Raw genomic sequence first — 24,397 nt, 5'->3', positions numbered from 1 at the left:
AGGCGGTGAACCGGATCCTCCCCGGCACCGCGATCGGGTCAAGCTGGGTTCGTGCAGGAAGTGCGGAATCATGTGAAGTGCCGACAGGTATAGTCCACTTCCCGCCAGCGGAGCAAGATCGAATGCAAGGTTGGCCGGTGGTCTTTTCCGAGTTGAGACCTCCCGGAAATATGAGGGGCCTGTGCGCGGCTTGCCCGAAAAATCCGCGACATAAGCCCCGAATGCCACACCCAACACCCTTGACAATACTTAGCACTTGAGCCACAACTGGTCCTTGCGCAGCGATGCTGACAACGTTGTCCCGTGCGCAGGGAGGGTACCGGCTATGCAGCAGAGAGCTCGGCACAGATGGGGTGGAACGGCGGTCGTGTCGGCGGCCGCCTTTGCATTGGCAGTGGGCTCACAGGGGGTGGTCGTCGCCCTGCCTCAGGCACCCGCGTCGGCCGACCGGGAGTTCGCCTCCTCGTTCGAGGCGGGCGACCCGGCACCCGACTGGCTCAATACCGTCGACACCGCGGCGGACGGCACCAAACGCACCGCGGGCGTGGACGGCGGATACAGCACGGGCATTCCGGGCAATGTGACCGACCAGGTCACGGACGTCCGGGCCAGCGGAGAGAACGCCGGCGCGCGTGAGGTGAAGGAGAACCTCGTCGACGTCGAGCCGACCACCAAGTGGCTGACGTTCGCCCCCACCGGCTGGGCGGAGTTCGACCTGGCCGCCCCGGTCAAGGTGGTCACCTACGCGCTCACGTCGGCCAACGACCACGACGAACGCAACCCGCAGGACTGGACCCTCAAGGGCTCCACGGACGGTTCGAACTGGACCACCCTGGACACCCGCACCGGGGAGTCCTTCTCCGAGCCGTTCCAGACGAAGACCTACGACATCGCGAGCCCGGCCGAGTACCAGCACTTCCGGCTGGAGATCTCCAAGAACAACGGCGGCGACATCCTCCAGCTCGCCGACGTCCAGTTCTCCAAGGGCGGCGGCGCCAACCCGATACCGCAGGACATGCTCTCGCTGGTCGACAAGGGCCCCAGCGGCTCGCCGACGGCGAAGGCGGGCGCCGGCTTCACCGGCAAGCGGGCACTGCGCTACGCCGGGCGGCACACCGCCGACGCCCGGGCGTACTCGTACAACAAGGTCTTCGACGTCGATGTGGCCGTAGGACGCGATACGCAGCTGTCGTACCGGATCTTCCCGTCGATGGCGGACCGCGACCGGGACTACGACGCCACGAACGTCTCCGTGGACCTCGCCTTCACGGACGGGACGTATCTGAGCGACCTGAAGGCGACCGACCAGCACGGGTTCGCGCTGACCCCGCAGGGGCAGGGGGCGGCCAAGGTCCTCTACGTCAACCAGTGGAACAACGTGGCCTCGCGGATCGGGTCGGTCGCGGCCGGCAAGACCGTCGACCGGATCCTGGTGGCGTACGACTCCGCCAAGGGCCCGGCGAAGTTCCGGGGCTGGCTGGACGACGTGGCGCTGAAGGCCGTACCGCGGGAGAAGCCGAAGGCGCATCTGTCGGACTACGCGGTGACGACCCGCGGCACCAACTCCAGCGGCGGCTTCTCGCGCGGCAACAACTTCCCCGCGACGGCGGTGCCGCACGGATTCAACTTCTGGACGCCGGTGACCAACGCGGGTTCGCTGAGCTGGCTGTACGACTATGCCCGCGCCAACAACGACGACAACCTGCCGACGATCCAGGCATTCAGCGCCAGCCATGAGCCCAGCCCCTGGATGGGCGACCGGCAGACCTTCCAGGTGATGCCGTCCGTCGCGTCCGGCACGCCCGACCTCGGCCGTGAGGCACGGCAGCTGGCCTTCCGGCACGAGAACGAGACGGCGCGGCCGTACTACTACGGCGTGCGGTTCGAGAACGGTCTCAAGACGGAGATGGCGCCGACCGACCACGCGGCCGTCATGCGCTTCACCTACCCCGGCGACGACGCGAGCGTGCTGTTCGACAACGTCACCGACCAGGCGGGGCTGACGCTCGACAAGGAGAGCGGGACGTTCACCGGCTACTCCGACGTGAAGTCGGGCCTGTCGACGGGGGCGACCCGGCTGTTCGTGTACGGCGTGTTCGACGCGCCGGTGGAAGAGGGGTCGTCGAGCGGGGTCAAGGGCTATCTGCGGTTCAAGCCCGAGAACAAGACCGTCACGCTGCGGATCGCCACCTCGCTCATCAGCCTCGACCAGGCAAAGGACAACCTGCGCCAGGAGATCCCGGACGGCACCTCCTTCGACACGGTGAAGAACCGGGCCCAGCGCCAGTGGGACAAGCTGCTCGGCAAGGTCGAGGTGGAGGGCGCCACGCCGGACCAGCTGACCACGCTGTACTCCAGCCTGTACCGGCTGTACCTGTACCCCAACTCCGGGTTCGAGAAGGTCGGTTCGAAGTACCAGTACGCCTCTCCGTTCTCGCCGATGACGGGTCAGGACACCCCGACGCACACCGGCGCGAAGATCGTCGACGGCAAGGTGTACATCAACAACGGCTTCTGGGACACGTACCGGACGACCTGGCCGGCGTACTCCTTCCTGACCCCGAGTCAGGCGGGTGAGATGGTCGACGGGTTCGTGCAGCAGTACAAGGACGGCGGCTGGACCTCGCGCTGGTCGTCGCCCGGATACGCGGACCTGATGACCGGCACCTCCTCGGACGTCGCGTTCGCCGACGCCTACGTCAAGGGCGTCGACTTCGACGCGAAGTCGGCCTACGACGCGGCCGTGAAGAACGCGACCGTGGTGCCCCCGTCGTCCGGTGTGGGCCGCAAGGGCATGGAGACCTCGCCCTTCCTCGGCTACACCAGCACCGAGACCCACGAGGGCCTGTCCTGGGCGCTGGAGGGCTACCTCAACGACTACGGCATCGCGCAGATGGGCCGGAAGCTGTATGAGGAGACCGGCGAGAAGCGCTACAAGGAGGAGTCGGCGTACTTCCTCAACCGCGCCCAGGACTATGTGAACCTGTTCGACTCCAAGGCCGGGTTCTTCCAGGGCCGCGACGCCAAGGGCGACTGGCGGGTCGAGTCGTCCAAGTACGACCCGCGCGTGTGGGGCTACGACTACACCGAGACCAACGGCTACGGCTACGCCTTCACCGCCCCGCAGGACAGCCGCGGCCTCGCCAACCTCTACGGCGGCCGCGCCGGGCTCGCGGACAAGCTCGACGAATACCTCAACACCCCGGAGACCGCCTCGCCCGACTTCATCGGCTCGTACCCCGGTGTCATCCACGAGATGACGGAGGCGCGAGACGTACGGATGGGCATGTACGGCCACTCCAACCAGGTCGCCCACCACGCCCTCTACATGTACGACGCGGCCGGGCAGCCGTGGAAGACACAGTCGAGCATCCGTGAGGTGCTGTCGCGGCTGTACACGGGCAGCGAGATCGGGCAGGGCTACCACGGCGACGAGGACAACGGCGAGCAGTCGGCCTGGTTCCTGTTCTCCTCGCTCGGCTTCTATCCGCTGGTGATGGGCAGTGGCGAGTACGCCATCGGATCGCCGTTGTTCACCAAGGCGACGGTCCATCTGGAGAACGGCCGTGAGCTGGTCGTCAAGGCGCCGAAGAACAGCACCCGCAATGTGTACGTCCAGGGCCTGAAGGTCAACGGCGTTCCGTGGAAGTCGACTTCGCTCCCCCACAAGCTGCTCGCGAAGGGCGGGGTCCTGGAGTTCGACATGGGTCCGCGGCCCTCTTCGTGGGGTACGGGCAAGAACGCGGCGCCCGTGTCGATCACCAAGGACGACAAGGTGCCGACACCGCGGGCGGACGTGCTGAAGGGGGTCGGGGCGCTGTTCGACAACACCTCGGCGACCCAGGAGAGCGTCACCTCGCTGGATCTGCCGGTGTCCGAGTCCGCCAAGGCCGTGCAGTACACCCTGACCTCCCCGTCGGACCGCACGAAGGCACCGACCGGCTGGAAGCTCCAGGGCTCGAACGACGGCACCACCTGGCAGACCCTCGACGAGCGCTCCGGGCAGCCCTTCACCTGGGACCGGCAGACACGGGCATTCTCCGTGGGGTCACCGGGCACGTACGGGAAGTACCGCCTGGTGCTCGACGGTGAGGCGGTGGTGTCGGAAGTCGAACTGCTCGCCTGAGCAGCGGCATTGGGCCACGGCTCAAGTCGATCGGACGCGGTGACGGCTGTACGACCGTCACCGCGTCCGGCGCGTTCGGGCCTCAGCCCACGGCCACCGTGAACACGTGCAGGTCGCCGTCGTCCGGCAGCTTCACACGCGCGATCGTCTTCCCCGCCGGCGCCGCGAACGGCTTGGTGGCGAAGACGTACGTGTCGACCGGATCCCGGTCCGCGCCCGCGACGTTCCGGTACGCGGCCCTGGCGACGACTTCGTTGCCGTACTGGACGGTGCCGGCGCCGCCACCGACGGTCCAGTCGGTGAAGGCGAGGTCGATCGTGTCGGCGGTGCCGTCGGTGTAGGTGACGGTGGCCTTGGACTGCTGGTTGCCGTTGACGCCGCTGCCGAGGAAGGCCAACTGGCCGGCAGGGGCGGCGAGTTCAATCGTCTGGCCGGCTGCCGAGACGTTGTCCGGGCGACCGTTCGGCGAGCTGGGCCAGGTGAAGGTCAGGCCGCCCGCCGTGCCCTGCTTGCCCGACGTCAGACCGGCGTCGGCGAGGGCCTGGCGGGAGTAGCTCCAGCCGCCGCCGTCGTAGTCGGCCTCGTCGTGGTCGCCGGCGTCGTCGGAGATGCCGGTGTTGTTGTAGGCGGCCAGCAGGGTGCCCGGGGCCGCGACGGTCAGGGCCACGGGCTGTGCGTACGAGGTGTCGCCCGAGGTCACGGTGACCTCGACGGCGTGGAAGCCCTGGGTCGTGTCCTCGGCGGAGGTCAGCGTGATCTCCTGCGAGCCGTCGGTCACCGTGCCCTCGGCGGGCGTGGCGGTGATGCCGTCGGGCACGTCGACCCGGAAGCGCACCTCGGGGCCCTGGCCCCCGCTCATCGACAGGGCGCGGATACCGACCTTGGCACTCCCGCCGGGCGCGACGGTCGCCGTCGTCGGGCCGACGCCGATCTGGTACGGCTGCTCGCCCGCGCGGAAGGACGGCGGCACCTCGGAGGCTCCCCAGGCGGGGTCGGGCGCGGCGGACAGGGTGTAGTCCAGCCGGCCGCCGTCCCGTACGAAGGAGGACGGGAGCCAAGGACGGTCGCTCGTAAGACCGTTGACCTTCAGGGAACGGATGTACGGGGCGTCGTCGGCGGCGCCCTGCGCGCGCACGGAGATGTCGCCGCCGCCCGGCCGGTCGATCTCGATGCGCGGGAACAGCGGTGAGGCGAGGACCAGTTCGGCACGGGAGGGCACCTGGGGGTACATGCCGAGCGCGGAGAAGACGTACCACGACGACATGGCGCCGAGGTCGTCATTGCCGGGGATGCCGCCGGGCCCGGTGGACCACAGCTCGCGCATCGCCGCCCGGACCGTCTCCTGCGTCTTGTGCGGGGCACCCGCGTAGGCGTACAGGTAGGGCACGTTGATGGACGGCTCGTTGTCCAGCTCGGACTTCTCGCCGCCGCTGCCGGTAAAGGCCCAGGTGCCGTCGGCGTCGTGGAAGAAGGCGTCGAGGCGCTTCAAGGCCGCGTCACGACCGCCCATGGCGGCGAAGAGTCCCGCCGGGTTGTGCTGGACCATCCACGTGTACTGGGCCGCCGTACCCTCCACGAACCCGTTGCCGGTGGCCGGGGTGAAGCTGGTGACCCAGCTGCCGTCGGCCTTGCGGTTGGCGATGTAGCCGCCGGCCTGGGTGGCGGCGATGTTGAAGTTGTTCTGCCACCACTGGGCCCGGTCCGCGAAGGTGGCGGCCGTGTCCTTACGCCCCGCCACCGTGGCGAGTTGGGAGAGCGCGAAGTCGGCGCCGGACATCTCCAGCGTCTCGGCGGCACCTCCCCACGCGTTCGACACCGACGGCATGTAGTGCTGCTTCAAGTACTTGTCCAGGGAGGGGCGTTGCCCGACGGAGAGCACGGGCTTTCCCGCCGGGGACAGGTCCTTGTCCGTGGGTACGGTCGCCGCCTTGACGAGCGAGGCCAGTGCCCCGCGCAGGTCGAAGTCCGTCCCACCGAAGGCGCGGATGCCGGCCAGGGCGATGGGCGAGGGGTCGCCGTTCATGACGTGGGTGCCGCCGGCACCGTGCAGCCAGCGGTCCCAGACGCCGCCGTTCTGCTCCGCCAGCTCGTACAGCGACTGGGCGATGTCCGAGCCGACGCGCGGGTTGAGGAGGGTGAGCAGCTGGACCTGGTCGCGGTAGACGTCCCAGCCGGAGAAGGTGCCGTACTGGGCCTGGTGACCGCGGCTGACGGTGTGGACCTCGCCGTCGGGGCCTCGGTAGCGGCGGTCGGCGTCGCTGATGACGTTCGGGTGGAGGAGGGCGTGGTAGAGCGCGGTGTAGAAGGTGGTGCGCTCGGCGTCGGTGCCGCCGCCGACCCGGATCGCGGACAGACGCTCACGCCAGGCACGGCGGGCGGCGTCCCGTACGGCGTCGAAGGAGCGGTGCGGCGGGTTCTCCGCGGCGAGGTTGGCCTCGGCGCCGGCCTGGCTGACGTACGAGATGCCGACCTTGACGTTCACCGGTCCGGCGCCGGGCGCGAACTCGACGTATCCGCCGGCGCCCTTGCCGGCGACGGGGCGTCCGCCGTTCGCGAACCCGCCCGTGCCGCCGCTCGCGGAGATGGCGCCGGGGTTCAGCCTGTCGTCCTGCCAGGTGCCGGTGGCCTTGAAGGCGCGGTCGAAGCGGGCGGTGAAGTGGACGGTGTAGTAGGCGCGTCGGCCCTCGGGGTCGAGGTACCCGCAGAAGTTCCCGGAGGTGACGGACCCGGAGATCGTGCGCTGGTCGGGGTCGATCCGGACCGCCGAATCGGCGGACCCCACCTCGGAGTTGGCGGTGCGGACGAGCAGCGAGGCGGGCTTGTCGGACGGGAAGGTGAAGCGCGCCGAGCCGGTACGGGTGGTCGCGGTGAGGTCGGCGGTGACGCCGGACGCGAGGCGGACCTGGTAGCGGCCGGGCTCGGCGGTCTCGTCGGCGTGGCTGAAGTCGGAGGCGTAGACGGCGTCCTTGGTGTCGCTCGCGGGCGACGAGGTGACTTCACCCGCGTACGGGAAGAACGGGATGTCACCGCTGCCGCCCGCGCAGCCGGTGCCGGACATGTGGGTCAGGCTGAAGCCGCGGATGCGGGTGGCGTCGTGGTGATAACCGCCGGGCGCGGCGGTGCGGGTCGCGTCGCCACGGGTGTTCTCGGGGCTGAAAGAGAGCATGCCGAACGGGGTGACGGCGCCCGGGAAGACGTTGCCGCCGTTCTTCGTGCCGATGAGCGGGTCGACGTACGAGGTGGGGTCGTCGACGAGTTCGGGCGGCGGCGCGCTGGACGCCGCGACGGCCGGTGTGGCGCCGCCGATCGCGAGAACGGCGGCCAGCAGCAAGGCCGTACGACTCGGTCTGGGAGACAGTCTGGGACAAAAACGCATGACGCGGCCCCTCCTCCTTCGGACGGGTCGCGCACCACAGGTCGCACAAGCCGCAGGGACAGTAGCGTGCGTCACCGGTACCACGGAAGAGCGCGTTCCGATGGACGGGCACGCGGGGTGATCACCCGGACGGGGGCAGCGCGTCGGCCGGGCGTCCGCGATGGCGGAGGTCACTTCGCGCCCAACTGGCTTGACATCGTTGTCCGTTGAGGCGGTAGAGTCATGTGCATACCATTCGACAACGTTGTCGCACCGCGACTCGCACAAGCCACTCACCAACCGGACGGTCCCACTTCCCCCCCCTCGGGCTCGTCCGGCTCGCGGACCCGGTGGACGGCGGCTCACGCCCACCGGGTCCGCCCGGAGCGATGATTCAGCCCACTCGACAGGGCAAGGCGGTCGCGCTGTCGCCACCGGATCCGGAGACGACGTATCCGAACGTCGCGCTCTCCCCCGGATCCAGGGAGCCGTTCCAGCCGGCGTTGTGGACCATCACGTTCTGGCCGGTGCAGGTCGCGTTGCCGCTCCAGAGGCTCTCGACCTTCTGGCCGGCCGGGAGCGTCCAGTCGACCATCCAGCCCAGCATCGGGACGTCGCCGGTGTTGGTGACGGTCACCTCGGACTGGTGGCCACCGGACCAAATGCCGGTCGTACGGCGAGCCGCGGAGCACGCGCCGGGCACCGGGTCGGTCGGGTTGCCGGGCTCCTTGATGCCGGTGACCTCGCCGTTGCCGCCGTCGAAGACGATGTCGGAGCAGGAGTAGAAGGTTTCCTGACTGTCCGAGCGCTGCCAGACCATGTAGACGAGGTGGCGGCCCGACTTGTTGTCAGGAAGCTTTCCTGTCCACGAGTAGTTGGCCTCAACGGTGCCCGGTGAGCCGTTGACACAGTTTCCGCAAGCCAGATGACCCAACAACTGCTTGCCCAAGTTAGCCGTCCGGGAACCGGGTCGTGCGTCAGTTGGCTCAAGTTCCGTTGTTTCACGGCGAGTTCATGGACATGAGGTCCACGCGTCGGTCACCCGAATAGTCTCCGGCCGTAGCCGGCAGGTCGACGGTGAACTCGGTCCGGCCGGGCTCGCTCTCGACGTCGATGCGGCCCCCGTGCGCCGACACGATCGCCGCCACGACGGCGAGGCCGAGGCCGGAGCCGCCGTCGTGCGGGCCGCTACGGGTCCGGGAGGTGTCGCCACGGGTGAAGCGGTCGAAGACCTGCGGGAGGAGGGCGGGTGGGATGCCGGGGCCGTCGTCCCGGAGGCGGATCAGGCAGCGGTCGGAGGTCGATTCGACGGAGGTGACGACCGTTGTGCCCGGCGGCGTGTGCACCCGCGCGTTGGCCAGCAGTCGGGCCACCACCTGACGCAGCCTGGCCTCGTCCCCGAGGACCGACGGGGCGTCGTCCAGATGGAGTTCGAGCTGCCAGTCCTGGCCGCCCCCGGCGGCCCTCGCGTCCCACACCGCCTCCGCGACCAGCGCCGCCACATCCACCTCGGCGGACTGCAACGGCCGTCCCTCGTCCAGGCGGGCCAGGAGCAGCAGGTCCTCCACCAGGTCCGTCATGCGGGCCGACTCCGCAAAGACGCGGCGCCAGGCGAGGACCGGCTCGATGCCGCCGGTGCCGCGGTTCATCAGTTCCGCGTAGCCGGCTATCGAGGTGAGCGGGGTGCGCAGTTCGTGGCTCGCGTCGGCGAGGAAGCGGCGCATGCGTTCCTCGGTGCGCCGGCGTGCGGTGAGGGAGGACTCGACGTGGTCGATCATGCGGTTGAGGGCGGCGCCGACCTGGCCGGCCTCGCTGACCGGGTCGGTGTCCCGGGCCGGGACCCGGGTGAGGCCGGTGACCTCGCCCCGGTCGAGCGGTGCGCGCGCGACCTCGGCGGCCGTGGCGGCGACCCTGCCGAGGGGGCGCAGCTGGCGTCGTACGACCACGGCGCACAGGCCGCCCGCCGCGGCGAGAACGGCCACCGCGACGACCGCCTCGACCACGACCATGCCGCTGATCATGCGCTGTACGTCGTCCATCGGGAGCCCTGTCACCACGCGCAGCCCGTCGCTCTCGGCGACGGTGACGCGGTAGGTGCCGAGCCCTGGGACGGCGGCGGTGTGCGTCGAGCCGTCGGTCCTGACACCCGCCAGGGCCGTCCGCTGGGCGTCGGTGAGGGCGCGCGGCGGGGCGTTCGCGCTCACGACCTCGGCGGCGAGGATGTCGCCGCCGTCGTCGAGCCGGGCGGCGAGCATGCCGGTCGGGTGACCGCTGTCCCTGAGAAAGCTCAGGTCGTCCGCCGGCCCGGGGTGGAGCCGCGCGCCGCCCAGGCTGCGCTCGGCGGCGTTGTCGACCCGGTCGTCCAGGTTGCCCAGCAGATAGGCGCGCTGGACGAACACGGTGGTGAGCGCCATCGCCGCGCACACGGCGGCGAGCGCGAGGCCGATGAGGACGAGCAGGCGCGTGCGCAGGGGCCGCAGGCGACGCCGGGCGCTCATCCGCCGTCCTCCACGGGGCGGATGGCGTGGCCGAGGACGCGCACGGACTCGTCGGCGCCGGCGCCCGGCCCGTCGACCACGTCGGTGAGCACACGGACGCGTCCGTTTCGGAACCCAGCAGTGCCAGTCATGTCCCGATCCTGTCCCGGCACGCTGGGGGAACCCTGTGTTCCGGCTGAGCTCTGCCGATGTCACGGGACGAAAACGACGAGGGCCGCATCCCCGCTGATCGGGGATGCGGCCCTCAACTGCCGTGCGCTACCGCCTACTTGATCGCTTAACCGCGGATCAGGCTGCGCAGCACGTACTGCATGATGCCGCCGTTGCGGTAGTAGTCGGCCTCACCGGGGGTGTCGATGCGGACGACCGCGTCGAACTCGACGCCCGTGTCGGTGGTGACCTTGACCGTGCTCGGGGTGGTGCCGTTGTTCAGCTCCTCGACGCCCGCGATGGAGAAGGTCTCCTCGCCGGTCAGGCCGAGCGAGTCGGCCGTCTGGCCGGCCGGGAACTGCAGCGGCAGGACGCCCATGCCGATGAGGTTCGAACGGTGGATGCGCTCGTACGACTCGGTGATGACGGCCTTGACGCCGAGGAGGGCCGTGCCCTTGGCCGCCCAGTCGCGGGACGAGCCGGAGCCGTACTCCTTGCCGCCCAGGATGACCAGCGGGATGCCGGCGGCCTGGTAGTTCTGCGAGGCGTCGTAGATGAAGCCCACCGGCGCGTCGGCCTGAGTGAAGTCGCGGGTGTAGCCGCCCTCGGTGCCCGGCGCGATCTGGTTGCGCAGGCGGATGTTGGCGAACGTGCCGCGGATCATGACCTCGTGGTTGCCTCGGCGCGAGCCGTAGGAGTTGAAGTCACGACGCTCCACACCGTGCTCGGTGAGGTACTTGCCGGCCGGGGTGTCGGCCTTGATGGCACCGGCGGGCGAGATGTGGTCGGTGGTGACCGAGTCGCCCAGCTTGGCCAGGACGCGGGCGCCGGCGATGTCCGAGACCGGCGTGGTCTCCATCGTCATGCCCTCGAAGTACGGGGGCTTGCGGACGTACGTCGACTGGGCGTCCCACTCGAAGGTGTTGCCGGTCGGGATCGGCAGGGCCTGCCACTGGGCGTCGCCCGCGAAGACGTCCTGGTAGGACTTGTTGAACATGTCCTCGCCGATGGCGTTCGCCACGACGTCGTTGACCTCGGCCTCGGTCGGCCAGATGTCCTCGAGGAAGACCGGCTTGCCGTCCTGGTCGGTGCCGAGCGCGTCCTTGGTGATGTCCACCTTCATCGAACCCGCGAGGGCGTACGCGACGACCAGCGGCGGGGACGCCAGGTAGTTCATCTTGACGTCGGGGTTGATGCGGCCCTCGAAGTTCCGGTTGCCGGAGAGGACGGACGTCACGGCGAGGTCGTGGTCGTTGACCGCCTTCGAGACCTCCTCGGGCAGCGGGCCCGAGTTGCCGATGCAGGTGGTGCAGCCGTAGCCGACCAGGTTGAAGCCGACCTTGTCGAGGTAGGGGGTGAGCCCCGCCTTGTCGAAGTAGTCGGTGACGACCTTGGAGCCCGGGGCGAGGGTGGTCTTGACCCACGGCTTGCGGGTCAGGCCCTTCTCGACGGCCTTCTTCGCGACGAGCGCGGCGGCGACCATCACGTACGGGTTCGAGGTGTTGGTGCAGGAGGTGATCGCGGCGACGGTGACGGCGCCGTGGTCGATCTCGTACGTCGAGCCGTCGGGGGCGGTCACGGTGACCCGGTTCGACGGAACGCCGTTGGAGACGGCCGGGGCGTCGGAGGCCGGGAAGGACTCCTTGCCGGCCTCGGAGTCGTCCGAGACGTAGTTGCGTACGTCCTGGGCGAACTGCTGGGAGGCATTGGCGAGGACGATGCGGTCCTGCGGGCGCTTGGGACCGGCGATCGACGGGACGACCGTGGAGAGGTCCAGCTCGAGCTTCTCGGAGAAGTCGGGCTCGGCGGCCGGGTCCAGCCAGAGGCCCTGCTCCTTGGCGTACGCCTCGACGAGCGCGAGCTGCTGGGCGTCGCGGCCCGTCAGCTTCAGGTACTTGATGGTCTCGTCGTCGATCGGGAAGATCGCGGCGGTGGAACCGAACTCCGGCGACATGTTGCCGATGGTGGCGCGGTTCGCGAGGGAGGTGGCGGCCACACCCTCGCCGTAGAACTCGACGAACTTGCCGACGACGCCGTGCTTGCGGAGCATCTCGGTGATGGTCAGCACGAGGTCGGTGGCGGTGGTGCCGGGCTTGAGCTCACCGGTCAGCTTGAAGCCGACGACGCGCGGGATGAGCATGGAGACCGGCTGGCCGAGCATCGCGGCCTCGGCCTCGATGCCGCCGACGCCCCAGCCGAGGACACCGAGGCCGTTGACCATGGTGGTGTGCGAGTCGGTGCCGACGAGGGTGTCGGGGTAGGCCTGGCCGTTACGGACCATGACCGTGCGCGCCAGGTGCTCGATGTTCACCTGGTGGACGATGCCGGTGCCGGGCGGGACGACCTTGAAGTCGTCGAACGCGGTCTGGCCCCAGCGCAGGAACTGGTAGCGCTCCTTGTTGCGGCCGTACTCCAGCTCCACGTTCTGCGCGAAGGCGTCATTCGTACCGAACTTGTCGGCGATGACGGAGTGGTCGATGACCAGCTCGGCCGGGGAGAGCGGGTTGACCTTCGCCGGGTCGCCGCCGAGCTCCTTGACGGCCTCACGCATGGTCGCGAGGTCCACGACACACGGGACACCGGTGAAGTCCTGCATGATCACGCGGGCCGGCGTGAACTGGATCTCCTGCGACGGCTGGGCCTGGGAGTCCCAGCCGCCGAGGGCGCGGATGTGGTCGGCGGTGATGTTCGCGCCGTCCTCGGTGCGGAGGAGGTTCTCCAGCAGCACCTTCAGGCTGTAGGGGAGGCGCGCGGCGCCCTCGACCTTGTCCAGCCGGAAGATCTCGTACGACTCGTCGCCCACCTGCAGCGTGCTGCGGGCGTCGAAGCTGTTCGCCGACACGACAGTCTCCTTCATTGATGTGCGCGTACTCACCACGATCCTGCCGCCATGGCATCTTGGCCGATCCGCTAAGGTAAGGCTAAGTTAGGTAAGCCTTACCGCCAGACCGGCGATGACGTGCGGCTGCGGTGCGCCCCGGCAGATATCTCGATGTCGAGATAACTCTAGTACATGGGGCCGGGATGGTCATGCCCGGCCTCCTTGCCGCGCGCCTTTCGACAGTGGCGTTCCGCACACCCGGCCGCGCCGCCGCACCCGATCGACCCCATCACGCCCGCCCGGGCCTGCCCTTTCCCGCACTCCCGCGGACTTCTCGCACCTTCATGCAAGGGCTTTGCATGACCATGCGACATGATGCATACTCTTCCTATGTCCAAGGTCCTCACCTCCCTGCCCACCGGCGAGCGCGTCGGCATCGCCTTCTCGGGCGGTCTCGACACCTCGGTCGCGGTCGCCTGGATGCGCGACAAGGGCGCCGTCCCGTGCACCTACACCGCTGACATCGGCCAGTACGACGAGCCCGACATCGCCTCGGTGCCCGGCCGCGCCAAGGCCTACGGCGCCGAGGTCGCGCGCCTGGTCGACTGCCGTGCCGCCCTCGTCGAGGAGGGCCTGGCCGCGCTGACGTGCGGGGCGTTCCACATCCGCTCCGGCGGGCGGGCGTACTTCAACACCACGCCGCTGGGCCGTGCCGTCACCGGCACGCTGCTGGTGCGCGCGATGCTCGAGGACAACGTCCAGATCTGGGGCGACGGCTCGACCTTCAAGGGCAACGACATCGAGCGGTTCTACCGCTACGGCCTGCTCGCCAACCCGAACCTGCGGATCTACAAGCCCTGGCTGGACGCGGACTTCGTGACCGAGCTCGGCGGCCGCAAGGAGATGTCGGAGTGGCTGGTCGCCCACGACCTGCCCTACCGGGACTCGACGGAGAAGGCGTACTCCACGGACGCCAACATCTGGGGCGCCACCCACGAGGCCAAGACGCTGGAGCACCTGGACACCGGCGTCGAGACCGTCGAGCCCATCATGGGCGTGAAGTTCTGGGACCCGTCCATCGAGATCGCCGCCGAGGACGTGACGATCGGTTTCGAGCAGGGCCGCCCGGTCACCGTCAACGGCAAGGAGTTCGCCTCCCCCGTCGACCTGGTGATGGAGGCCAACGCCGTCGGCGGCCGGCACGGCCTCGGCATGTCGGACCAGATCGAGAACCGGATCATCGAGGCCAAGAGCCGCGGCATCTACGAGGCGCCGGGCATGGCGCTGCTGCACGCTGCGTACGAGCGTCTCGTCAACGCGATCCACAACGAGGACACCCTCGCCCAGTACCACAACGAGGGCCGGCGTCTCGGCCGCCTCATGTACGAGGGCCGCTGGCTGGACCCGCAGGCGCTGATGATCCGCGAGTCGCTCCAGCGGTGGGTCGGCGCGGCCGTCACCGGCGAGGTGACGCTCCGGCTGCGGCGCGGCGAGGACTACTCGGTCCTCGACACGACCGGCCCGGCGTTCAGCTACCACCCGGACAAGCTGTCCATGGAGCGCACCGAGGACTCGGCCTTCGGCCCGGTGGACCGGATCGGCCAGCTCACCATGCGCAACCTCGACATCGCCGACTCCCGCGCCAAGCTGGAGCAGTACGTCGGCCTCGGCCTGATCGGCACCGGCAGCCCGACCGTCGGCGCCTCCCAGGCCGCCGCGACCGGCCTGATCGGCACGATGCCGGAGCTGCCCGAGGGCGGCGCCGAGGCGATCGCCTCGCGCGGCGAGGTCTCCGAGGAGGACGCGGCCCTGGACCGCGCCGCGATGGAGGCGGGCACGGACTGACGGCCACCGGGCCACCAGAGGACGGACCGCGGGAGGGTCCGGTTCGACGCCGCGCGCGTCGAACCGGACCCTTCCGACTTTCCGACATGCCATGCATCGGACGTCATACGACATCGGTTGATTTGCCCGGACCTTTCGGGTGGCGTCGTACCCGTACCGCCAGGCGGCGTTGACGAGCCGTCACCCGAATGGACCCCCTAGGATGTGCCATCTCATATCTGAGATAGCCTCAAGCTCATGGCAGACGATTACCTCGTACGCATCGGCAGGCTCATCCGTGACGCCCGGCAACACCGGGGCTGGACACAGGCGCAGCTGGCCGAGGCGCTCGGCACCTCCCAGAGCGCCGTCAATCGCATCGAGCGCGGCAACCAGAACATCAGCCTTGAGATGATCGCCCGAATCGGTGAAGCCCTGGACAGCGAGATCGTGTCGCTGGGGTACGCCGGTCCGATGCATCTGAGGGTCGTCGGCGGACGTCGACTGTCCGGTTCGATCGACGTCAAGACCAGCAAGAACGCCTGCGTGGCCCTGCTGTGCGCCTCGCTGCTCAACAAGGGGCGCACAGTGCTGCGCCGGGTCGCCCGGATCGAGGAGGTGTACCGCCTGCTGGAGGTGCTCAACTCCATCGGCGTGCGCACCCGTTGGATCAACGACGGCGTCGACCTGGAGATCGTGCCGCCGGCCGAGCTGGACATGGGGGCGATCGACGCGGAGGCCGCCGTACGCACCCGCTCCATCATCATGTTCCTCGGCCCGCTGCTGCACCGCATGGACCACTTCAAGCTGCCCTACGCCGGCGGCTGCGACCTCGGCACGCGGACCATCGAGCCGCACATGATCGCGCTGCGCCGGTTCGGTCTGGACGTCGCGGCGACCGAGGGCCAGTACCACGCCGTGGTGGACCGCGGCGTACGTCCCGACCGGCCGATCGTGCTGACCGAGCGCGGCGACACCGTGACCGAGAACGCACTGCTGGCCGCCGCACGCCACGAAGGCGTCACGGTCATCCGCAACGCGTCCTCCAACTACATGGTCCAGGACCTCTGTTTCTTCCTGGAGGCGCTCGGCGTCCGCGTCGAGGGCGTCGGCACGACGACCCTCACGGTGCACGGTGTGCCGACCATCGACGTGGACGTGGACTACTCCCCCTCCGAGGACCCGGTCGAGGCGATGAGCCTGCTGGCCGCGGCGGTGGTGACGGAGTCGGAACTGACGGTGTGTCGCGTGCCCATCGAGTTCCTGGAGATCGAGCTGGCGGTCCTGGAGGAGATGGGCCTCGACCACGACCGCACGCCCGAGTACTTCGCCGACAACGGCCGCACCCGGCTGGTGGACCTCACCGTCCGGCCCTCCAAGCTGGAGGCGCCGATCGACAAGATCCACCCGATGCCGTTCCCGGGCCTGAACATCGACAACGTCCCGTTCTTCGCGGCCATCGCCGCCGTCGCGTCGGGCAAGACCCTGATCCACGACTGGGTCTACGACAACCGCGCGATCTACCTCACGGACCTCAACCGCCTCGGCGGCCGCCTCCAACTCCTCGACCCGCACCGCGTCCTGGTGGAGGGCCCGACCCGCTGGCGCGCCGCCGAGATGATGTGCCCGCCCGCCCTGCGCCCCGCCGTGGTCGTCCTGCTGGCGATGATGGCGGCGGAGGGCACGTCCGTGCTGCGGAACGTGTATGTCATCAACCGGGGTTACGAGGACCTTGCCGAGCGCCTGAACTCCATCGGGGCGCAGATCGAGATCTTCCGGGACATCTGATACGCGCATGCCGCCGCATCCCGTCCGGCCTGCTCCTCAGCGGGTCAGAGACGGGGGCGGCGGCAACCGTGGGACTTCTCCGGGACTTTGGGCCTGCGGGGCGCCGGTTCGACGCGATGGTTCGGCGGTGGCGGCCAAGAGGGCGGTGTCGTCGTCGACCCGGTCGGGGGTGTTCAGCAGCTCCAGGGCTCGTTCGGTGATCTGTTGGGGATCGGTGCGGGCGGCGGCGGGCAGCGTGCCGCAGGCCTGGCGCAGGGTCTCCAGGCAGTCGTCCAGGGACAGCGCCCGGTTTTCCACCAGGCCGTCGGTGTACAGCAGCAGGCTGGTGCCGGGCGGGAACGCCACCTCGCGGTCGACGGGGGTGCTGCCCAGTCCCAGCGGCAACGCCGGGGGCAGCTCCAGATAGGCGGTGTCGGTGGCTATCAGCAGGGGCGGCAGGTGCCCGCCGGCGGCGTAGCGCAGGCGGTGGCGGTGTGGGTCGTAGACCGCGTACAGGCAGGTGGCGAAGCGTTCGGTGGCGAGCGACTGCAGGTAGGCGTCCAGCCTGGCCAGCACCTGGGCCGGGCCGGCGCCCTCCATCGCGAGGCTGTGCAGGGAGGAGCGGAGTTGACCCATCACGATGGCGGCTTCGACGTCGTGGCCCATGACGTCTCCGATGGCCAGCCCCACCCCGCCGTCGGGCAGGGCGAGCACGTCGTACCAGTCGCCGCCGACCTCGGCGCCGCGGTTGCTGGCCCGGTAGTGGGTGGCCAGGCGCACCCCAGGCACCTCGGGCAGGCGGTGGGGCAGCAGGGCACGCTGCAAGGTCAGGGCGAGGCGGCGCTCGTTGTGGTACCGGGTGGCGTTGTCGTAGGCCAGGGCCAGACGGTGGGCGACGTTCTCCAGATACTTGTGTTCGACCGCGGAGTAGTCGGTGTGCCGGACCAGTACCAGGGCCCCCAGTGTCTGGTCGTGGGCCTGCAGCGGCAGGGCCAGTACGGCAGCGGGCGGGTGCGGGCCGGCCGGGGCCGGGGCGGTGCCGTTGATCGCGTGGGTGGCGGCGGTGGCCAGGGCCTCCCGGGCAAGAAGGGGGGTGCCGGCGCTGTATACCGGGGGCGACTGCGCCGGGGCGGGTCTTGCGGTGGTGGGGTGGATGCTGATCTGGTCGGCGAAGTCGGGCAGCAGGATCTGGCCGGCGGTCCGCAGGATCTGGTCCGGGTCGAGGGTGGCGGACAGGCGCAGGCCCGCCTCGGCCAGTGAGTCCAGCACGGCCAGTTGGTTGCGGGTGTCGGTCAAGGCCTGTTCGCGCAGCCGGGACAGCTCCAACCCGGCGCGGACGCGCGCCAACAGCTGGCGCGCGGAGAAGGGTTTGGCCAGGTAGTCGTCGGCTCCGGCCTCCCGGCCCTGCACGGATTCCTCCTCGCCGGCGCGAGCGGTGAGCAGGACGATGGGCAGGCGGGCGGTGCGCGGGTCCGCACGCAGCGCCCGGACCAGCTCGAAGCCGTCCATGCGGGGCATCATCACGTCGCTCAGCACCAGCTCCACCGGCTGGGCCAGGGCGATCTCCAGGGCGGCCCGGCCGTCGGCGGCGAGCAGCACGTCGTAGTCGGGCTGCAGGAGCTGGGTGAGGTAGGCGCGCATGTCGGCGTTGTCGTCGACGACCAGCAGGCGGGCCGGGTGGGGGCGTTCGGTTTCGTGCGGACCGGGGCGGCCGTGCGGGGCATCGTGGGTCGCGGAGGCGCTCGGGGGGCGTGCCGCGGAGGTCGCCGCGGCGGGGACGGGGTCAGCCGCCAGCCAGCCCAGCGCCTCGTCCACATAGGCCGCGGCGCGGCCGGACCGGCCGCCTCCGTCTTCCGTGGGGGTTTCCCCGGTTTCCCCGGGGGATCCGGCGCCGGCCGCGGGCGGGTCCGGACGGGGCCGGTGGGCGGCGGCGAAGGGGAGGTCCACGGTGACGTCGGTGCCCTGGCCGAGCCGGCTGTCCACGCCGACGGTGCCGCCGTGCGCTTCCACCAGGTCCTTCACCAGCACCAGGCCGAGGCCGCTGCCCTCGTGGGAGCGGGAGCGGGCGCCGCGGACGCGGTGGAAGCGCTCGAACAGACGCGGCAGCTCGTCGGGGGGTATGCCGGTGCCGGTGTCGGTCACGGTCAGCCGGGCGAGGTCGCCGACCGCGGCCACCCGCACCCGGGCGCCGCCGGTGAAGGTGAACTTCAGGGCGTTGCTGAGCAGGTTGAGGATGATCTTCTCCCACATCTCCCGGTCCAGGGACACCGGCCTGGACAGCGCCGGGCAGTCCACCTCCAGCGTCAGCCCGGCCGCCTCGAAGGCGGAGCGGAACACCCCGGCCAGCTCGGCCGTGGCACCGGCGAGGTCGACCGGCTCAAGGGCCGGGCGTAGCTGCCCGGCCTCGGCTCTGGCGACTTCCAGGAGGGTGTTGACCTGCTTCAGCAGGCGCAGGGCGCCGCGTTCGGCCAGCTCCAGCCGCTCGTGCCGCTCGGGCCGGTCCTCGTCGGCCAGGGCCTGCTGGAGCGGGCCCAGGAGCAGGGTGAGCGGGGTGCGCAACTCATGGCTGACGTTGGCGAAGAAGATGGTCTTGGCCCGGTCCAGCTCGGCCAGCGCTTCCGCCCGCCGCCGCTGCTCGTCGTGGGCGAGTGCGGCCGTCAGCGCCCCGGCCACGGCGGAGGCGAGCACCTCCAGAAAGTCCCGGTAGGCCCCGGCCGGCGGGAAGCAGGGGTTGACGCCCACCACCAGGACGCCTCCCACCTGACCCGCACAGTCCAGCGGCAGCGCCAGTGCCTGCTCGACCGGGAGCCGGGAGGCCGCGGCGTGCTGCCCGGCCGTGTTGCCGCCGGTGAACGCCGTGGCCGGCAGCGTGGCAGGGGCGCCGTCGGCGACCACATGTGCCAGCCGGGCCGCGACCTCCGCCCCGTCGGCCGTACTCAGGGACACGGCCTCGGGCGCGGGCCGGAGCCCGGCGGAGGCCGCCGGCCGCAGCATCCCCGGCTCGGAGGCCAGGTAGAGGCCCAGGAACGGGATCTCCTCGGGATAGGAGCCCAGCACCTCCGCGACTACGCGGGCGACCTCGCCCGGGGTGAGCAGCCCGGCGGTGCGGGCGCCGGTCTCGCTCAGCAGGCGCAGCCGGCGCTCGCCCAGTACCCGGCCGGTGGTCTCGGTGATGATCTGCAGCACGCCGCCGGAGGTGCCGTCGTCCAGCAGCACGGGCTGGAAGGAGGAGTCGAAGTAGCACTGTTCCGGAAAGCCGTGGCGCTCCATGATGAGCGGCTCATCGGGGATCAGCAGGGACTTGCGGGTGTCGGTCACATAGTGGAAGTGGGAGCTCACGGGGTGGACCCAGACCTCGGGGAACACATCCTTGTACGGCTTGCCGAGTGCCCAGGGGTGTTTGGCGCCGACTATGGGTGAGGAGCCCAGGTTGTACAGGGTGGCGAATTCGGCGCCCCAGTACAGAGCCATCCCGTGCTCGGAGGTGAGCATGAGGCGCAGGGTGTCCACCAGGGGCCCCGGCCAGGACTCGGGGGGCCCGAGCGGCGTCGCCGCCCACTCGATCCCGGCCAGAAGCTCGCCGAACGCGCCGGCCTCGGCGAACATCCGGGCCGCCGCGGTACGCGGGTCATCGGGCCGGGTCATCGAGAAATGTTCCTCCTGGCGCCTACGTGAACCGCCCGCGCGCCCTCCCGAGGCGGTCAAAATAGACAAAACGATGATTTGCCCAGAAGTGTACGCTCGCAGCCGCGCGCCGACGGCGGCGATCGTCGACTCGCAGTCCCCATGGACAGCGGGAAGAAGGTGGCGGGCCGCGCAGGGCAGGTCGTGCACTGCCTGGGCTTGGCACTGATGCAGGTCCGAAAGGGGTGCGGCGACAAAGTCCGGGATCTCTCCGGGACCGGACGCGGGGAGCCGTACAGGGAGACGGGGCCGAGTGGGTTAAGGTTGGTCCTGAGCTGGTCGCCGCAAGTTCGGGTGGCTGGTGTTGCGTTGGTGGTCCAAGGAAAGACGTCCCGCTTCCTGCGGGGAGATGCAGGTGCAAGGCCTGCCCAGCGCTCGGTATCACGGGCCCGTCCGCGCAGTGCGCGGACGGGCCCGTTGTGTTGCGTCTTGCGGGTCGTCAGTCGTCGGGGATGCCTGCGCCGCTGAGGGCGGGGACCGTCCGTTCGGGGCGGGCGAGGGAGCGGGCGCCGAGGCGGAACTGGTCGAGTTTGTCGACGATGGTCCGGCCGACCGGAGTGTGGCCCCAGATGCTGATGCCCTGGTGGGTGCTGGGCTGCCAGGTGGACTCGTCGATGACGACGGGGTTCCAGCCGACCTCCCATTCGAAGCCCGAGGGGGTACGGGCGTAGTACGAGAGCTCCTTGTCGTTGGTGTGCCGGCCGACGGACAGGGCCATGTCGAAGCCGAGTTCGTGGACGCGCTCGTAGCTGCGGGCGACGTCGTCGAGGGTGGCGGCCTGAATGTTGAGGTGCTGGACGCGGGTACGGACGGGGTCGATGGGCAGGCCCCGGACGGCGGCGACGGCGATGGAGTGGTGGCGTTCGTTGACGCGCAGGAAGCGGATCTTGAGCTTGACGCCGCTGATCGTCTCGTCGATGTAGTCGGTGAGGCGGGCGTCGAAGACGGTGTTGAAGTAGCCCCGCATCAGGGCCGGTTGGGCGGAGGTGATGGCGACGTGGCCCATGCCCGAGTCGCCGGTGACCCAGCCGGACGCCAGCATCTTCAGGGGCCGCGGGGAGATGACCGGGGTGGTGTAGATCTCCTGGGTGATGCCCTTGGGGCCGGGGAAGCGCAGCAGCCGTTCGACGCCGCGGATCCTCGCCTCCTCGGCGGTGCCCTCGACGCACGGCACCCCGTGGGCGCGCACGCGGGCCTCGATCTGCTCGAACGTGGTGTGGTCGTCGAGGTGCCAGCCGGTGGCTACGACGTCCTCGGCCGGTCCGCGCCGCAGCAGGAAACGGCACTCCTGGCCGTCGAGGCGGAAGCGCATCAGGCCCGTGTCCAGGTCGTCGTGGTGCATGCCGATCGCGTCGGTGCCGAAGCGGCGCCAGTCGGTGAACTTCTCCGTCTCGATGACGATGTAACCGAGGTGGACCGAGCCGAAGACCGACGGGGCACCGGGGCTGTCGCGGATGTCGCCGTACGGGGTCATCGGCGGCCCGCCAGGAAGTCGGCGCAGATCCTGTTGAACAGCCCGGCGCGCTCGAACTGCACCCAGTGCCCGGTGCCCGCGACCTCGTACAGGTCGCAGTTGGGCATGCGGTCGGCCAGCATCCGGCCGCCGGACGGGCGGTTGACCTTGTCGGCCGCGCCCCACAGAACCAGGGTCGGCACGGGCAGGCGGGCGAGGCGGGCGTCGCGGGTGAAGTCCATCCGCCACAGCGTGCGCAACGCGTCCGGGCCGGACGGGCGGCGCAGCGGCGGGGCCGCGATCACCTCCGGGTCGATGCTCGCCTCGTAGCGGGCGTCGATCACCGAGTCGGGGACGTCGGCGGCGTTGAAGACGAGGTGGGTGCGGATGAACTTCTCCAGCTTCGGGCGCGAAGGGCCGTCGCCGGAGTAGTAGTTGAGGAGGCTGCTGAGGCCCGGGGTGGGCAGCGCGCGGGTGGTGCCGATACCGCCGGGGCCCATCAGGACCATGCGGTCGACCCGGTCGGGGGTGTCCAGGGCGAGGCGCAGGGCGCAGGCGCCGCCGTAGGAGTTGCCGACCAGGTGGGCCTTGTCCAGGCCGAGTTCGTCGAGGAGTCCGCGGATGCCGGCGGCGAGGTCGCCGAACGGGTCCGTGCCGTCCACGCCCTTGGTGCTGCGGCCGTAGCCGGGCAGGTCGGGGACGATGACCCGGTGGTCCTTGGCCAACTCGGCGATGTTCCGGGTGTAGTTGGAGACACCGGAGGCGCCGGGGCCGCCGCCGTGCAGCAGCAGGACGGGCGGGCCGTCGCCGGTCTCCGCGACGAAGATCTTCCTGCCTAGGACGTCGAGCAGCGACTCCTGCATCGGCGGCGGTGAGGTGTGGGTGCTCATGACGCTCCTTGGGCGGTGGTCGGGGTGGTCGCACGCGGGGCCGGCGTGAACCCGGCAGGAGGCGGCGGGAGTTGGGCGCCGGAAGGGGCGGCGGCGTAGACGTAGGCGTCAGGGCGCAGGGCGAGGGTGGCGGCGCGGTGGCGGGTCATCCAGGCCCGCAGCACTCCGTCGCAGTCGACGACCGCGCCCTCGGCCGGACGTGAGCCGGCCGGCAGGACGGTCAGCGAGGGGACACCGCAGCGCTCCCACGCGGGCTGCGGGGCCGGCAGCGGGCCGTGCAGGAGCAGCCAGCGCCCGGCGAGCACGTCGTCCAGGCGGACCCGGGTGCCGTCGGGGCCGGTGACCCAGGGCTGGGGGATCTGGTGGCCGGGGGCCGTGGTGCGGGAGGCACGGGTACGGCGGGAGGCACGGGTACGGGAGGTGCCGGAGGCCTTGGTGCCGGGGCGGGCCTGGAAGCCGTCGGCATAGTGGGCGACGGGGATCCAGTTGGAGTCCTGGAGCCAGCCGCCGAGGCCCGGTATCCGGTTCAGGTGCGGGAGCACGGAGTCGCGGACGCGGGTGACCGCGAGCCGCCTTTCGGTGATGATCCGGCCGACGAACACCGCCCGCCTGGTGACCTCCTTGACGTGCGGTTTGCGCTCCGCCTCGTAGCTGTCGAGCACTGACTCGGGCAGTTCCCCGCGCAGCACGGCGTCGAGCTTCCAGCACAGGTTCGCCACGTCGCGCACTCCGGCGGCCATGCCCTGGCCGATCCACGGCGGCATCGCGTGCGCGGCATCACCGGCGAGGAAGACCCGGCCCACCCGGAAGCGGGCGGCGAAGCGGACGTGGTGGCTGTAGACGGTGGCGCGCAGGATCTCGATCTGGTCCCGGCCGATCCCGTACCCCGACACCATCGCGTGGATCGCGTCGTCGGAGGTCAGATACCGCTCGTCGTCGCCGGGCAGGATCGGGAACTCCCAGCGGTGGTGGCCGAGCGGTGTCGGGCAGTCCACCGCCGGGCGGGCCGGGTCGCAGCGGAAGCGCAGCCGGTCGTGGTCGGGCCAGGGTTTCAGGATCCTGGTGTCGATGACGACCCAGCGGTCCTCGTACGTCCGTCCCTCGTAGCCCACGTTGAGCTGTGCGCGGGTGAGGCTGGAGCCGCCGTCGGCCGCGATGACGTAGCGGGCGCGCAACCGTCGTACGGAGTCGTCTGCCGTCCCCACCACCGTGAGTTCCACGCCGGACCCGTCGGCGGACTGGCGCAGCCGCAGGCACTCGTGTCGCAGCCACACCTCCACGTTCGGATAGCGGTCGACGCCGTCGCGCAGGACCTGCTCCAGCGCGGGCTGGTAGAGGAACATCTGCGGCGGGTGGCCGTGGCCGCGCGGCGTGGGGTGCGCGCTGAGGAAGGCGCGGCCGCGCGCGTCGACGAAGTCGAGCGGCCGGTCGGCCAGCATGTCCAGCTTCAGCCGGTCGGCGAGGCCGGTCCGCTGCCAGATCCGGATGACCTCCTCGTCGGTGGAGATCGCCCTGGCCCGGGAGAAGATCTCGGCGTCGCGCTCCAGCACGACGACCCTGAGGCCCGCCGCGCCCAGCAGGTTCGCGGCGGTCACCCCCGTGGGCCCGTACCCGATCACCGCCACGTCGTACTCGGCGTCGCCGGCCCCGTCCTCGGCTCCGGCCCCGGCCCTGTTCCCGGCGCTGATCTCACTCATCAGGCCACCTCACTGTCGTCCCTGTAGCGGCTCTTCACGGCTCTTTGCGGCTCTTCACGGCGCTTTGTTGTAGCGCTCACTCCAATTGGAATGGACGCTACGGTAAGCTCGGTGTCCGGGGCGGTCAAGTGC

At 70.3% G+C, this 24,397-nt stretch carries 11 protein-coding genes and 1 pseudogene; 3 read left to right on the top strand and 9 right to left on the bottom strand.

Annotated features, from left to right (window positions below):
• The first annotated feature begins 325 nt into the window (after window positions 1-325).
• Complete coding sequence (locus tag OG254_RS36445; protein WP_405590473.1) at window positions 326-4,126, top strand: GH92 family glycosyl hydrolase; 3,801 nt, start codon at window positions 326-328, stop codon at window positions 4,124-4,126.
• Between the two features lie 82 nt (window positions 4,127-4,208).
• Here OG254_RS36445 and OG254_RS36440 read toward each other — a convergent pair whose 3' ends face one another.
• The 5 genes and pseudogenes from OG254_RS36440 to acnA all read right to left on the bottom strand — a co-directional run bounded on the left by OG254_RS36440 (window position 4,209) and on the right by acnA (window position 12,971).
• A complete protein-coding gene (locus tag OG254_RS36440; RefSeq protein ID WP_405590470.1) occupies window positions 4,209-7,502 on the bottom strand; it encodes a GH92 family glycosyl hydrolase in 3,294 nt (1,097 codons plus the stop codon).
• 373 nt (window positions 7,503-7,875) lie between these two features.
• Window positions 7,876-8,388 (bottom strand): annotated as a pseudogene (locus tag OG254_RS36435) (cellulose binding domain-containing protein); the annotation flags it as partial.
• A gap of 94 nt (window positions 8,389-8,482) precedes the next feature.
• Complete coding sequence (locus OG254_RS36430) at window positions 8,483-9,979, bottom strand: sensor histidine kinase (RefSeq protein ID WP_405590467.1); 1,497 nt, start codon at window positions 9,977-9,979, stop codon at window positions 8,483-8,485.
• Window positions 9,976-10,110: a hypothetical protein gene (locus OG254_RS36425; protein ID WP_405590464.1), complete on the bottom strand. Its 135-nt coding sequence runs from the start codon at window positions 10,108-10,110 to the stop codon at window positions 9,976-9,978. Before OG254_RS36425 ends, OG254_RS36430 begins: the two co-directional genes overlap by 4 nt.
• A 146-nt stretch (window positions 10,111-10,256) precedes the next feature.
• Entirely contained in the window at window positions 10,257-12,971 is a 2,715-nt protein-coding gene (acnA, locus tag OG254_RS36420; protein ID WP_405590462.1) for an aconitate hydratase AcnA, read from the bottom strand.
• Window positions 12,972-13,340: 369 nt separating this feature from the next.
• Between acnA and argG the strand changes: the two genes are divergently transcribed.
• Both argG and OG254_RS36410 read left to right on the top strand, forming a co-directional pair.
• On the top strand, window positions 13,341-14,795 hold the full coding sequence (argG, locus tag OG254_RS36415) for an argininosuccinate synthase (protein WP_405590459.1): 1,455 nt from the start codon (window positions 13,341-13,343) through the stop codon (window positions 14,793-14,795).
• Between the two features lie 237 nt (window positions 14,796-15,032).
• Complete coding sequence (locus OG254_RS36410) at window positions 15,033-16,562, top strand: UDP-N-acetylglucosamine 1-carboxyvinyltransferase (protein WP_351186484.1); 1,530 nt, start codon at window positions 15,033-15,035, stop codon at window positions 16,560-16,562.
• A gap of 36 nt (window positions 16,563-16,598) precedes the next feature.
• Here the strand turns inward: OG254_RS36410 and OG254_RS36405 are convergent, their stop codons facing one another.
• The 4 genes from OG254_RS36405 to OG254_RS36390 all read right to left on the bottom strand — a co-directional run bounded on the left by OG254_RS36405 (window position 16,599) and on the right by OG254_RS36390 (window position 24,265).
• Entirely contained in the window at window positions 16,599-20,186 is a 3,588-nt protein-coding gene (locus OG254_RS36405) for a SpoIIE family protein phosphatase (RefSeq protein WP_405590455.1), read from the bottom strand.
• 478 nt (window positions 20,187-20,664) lie between these two features.
• A complete protein-coding gene (locus OG254_RS36400; protein WP_405590452.1) occupies window positions 20,665-21,699 on the bottom strand; it encodes a VOC family protein in 1,035 nt (344 codons plus the stop codon).
• A complete protein-coding gene (locus tag OG254_RS36395; RefSeq protein ID WP_405590450.1) occupies window positions 21,696-22,568 on the bottom strand; it encodes an alpha/beta fold hydrolase in 873 nt (290 codons plus the stop codon). The genes OG254_RS36400 and OG254_RS36395 overlap by 4 nt, the downstream gene beginning before the upstream one ends.
• Window positions 22,565-24,265, bottom strand: coding sequence for a bifunctional 3-(3-hydroxy-phenyl)propionate/3-hydroxycinnamic acid hydroxylase (locus OG254_RS36390; RefSeq protein WP_405590447.1), 1,701 nt, complete (start codon window positions 24,263-24,265; stop codon window positions 22,565-22,567). The genes OG254_RS36395 and OG254_RS36390 overlap by 4 nt, the downstream gene beginning before the upstream one ends.
• Window positions 24,266-24,397: the final 132 nt, after the last annotated feature.

The organism is Streptomyces sp. NBC_01092 (genome assembly GCF_045039535.1).
Classification (GTDB): Bacteria; Actinomycetota; Actinomycetes; order Streptomycetales; family Streptomycetaceae; genus Streptomyces.
Note: the sequence above shows the minus strand (reverse complement) of the source record. Positions and strands in the feature narration are given on the sequence as shown.

Excerpts from the sequence above, each read along its gene's own strand:
- OG254_RS36445 (WP_405590473.1), top strand. The coding sequence starts at position 326 with ATGCAGCAGAGAGCTCGGCACAGATGGGGTGGAACGGCGGTCGTGTCG.
- OG254_RS36440 (WP_405590470.1), bottom strand. The coding sequence starts at position 7,502 with ATGCGTTTTTGTCCCAGACTGTCTCCCAGACCGAGTCGTACGGCCTTG.
- OG254_RS36430 (WP_405590467.1), bottom strand. The coding sequence starts at position 9,979 with ATGAGCGCCCGGCGTCGCCTGCGGCCCCTGCGCACGCGCCTGCTCGTC.
- OG254_RS36425 (WP_405590464.1), bottom strand. The coding sequence starts at position 10,110 with ATGACTGGCACTGCTGGGTTCCGAAACGGACGCGTCCGTGTGCTCACC.
- argG (WP_405590459.1), top strand. The coding sequence starts at position 13,341 with ATGTCCAAGGTCCTCACCTCCCTGCCCACCGGCGAGCGCGTCGGCATC.
- OG254_RS36410 (WP_351186484.1), top strand. The coding sequence starts at position 15,033 with ATGGCAGACGATTACCTCGTACGCATCGGCAGGCTCATCCGTGACGCC.
- OG254_RS36405 (WP_405590455.1), bottom strand. The coding sequence starts at position 20,186 with ATGACCCGGCCCGATGACCCGCGTACCGCGGCGGCCCGGATGTTCGCC.
- OG254_RS36400 (WP_405590452.1), bottom strand. The coding sequence starts at position 21,699 with ATGACCCCGTACGGCGACATCCGCGACAGCCCCGGTGCCCCGTCGGTC.
- OG254_RS36395 (WP_405590450.1), bottom strand. The coding sequence starts at position 22,568 with ATGAGCACCCACACCTCACCGCCGCCGATGCAGGAGTCGCTGCTCGAC.
- OG254_RS36390 (WP_405590447.1), bottom strand. The coding sequence starts at position 24,265 with ATGAGTGAGATCAGCGCCGGGAACAGGGCCGGGGCCGGAGCCGAGGAC.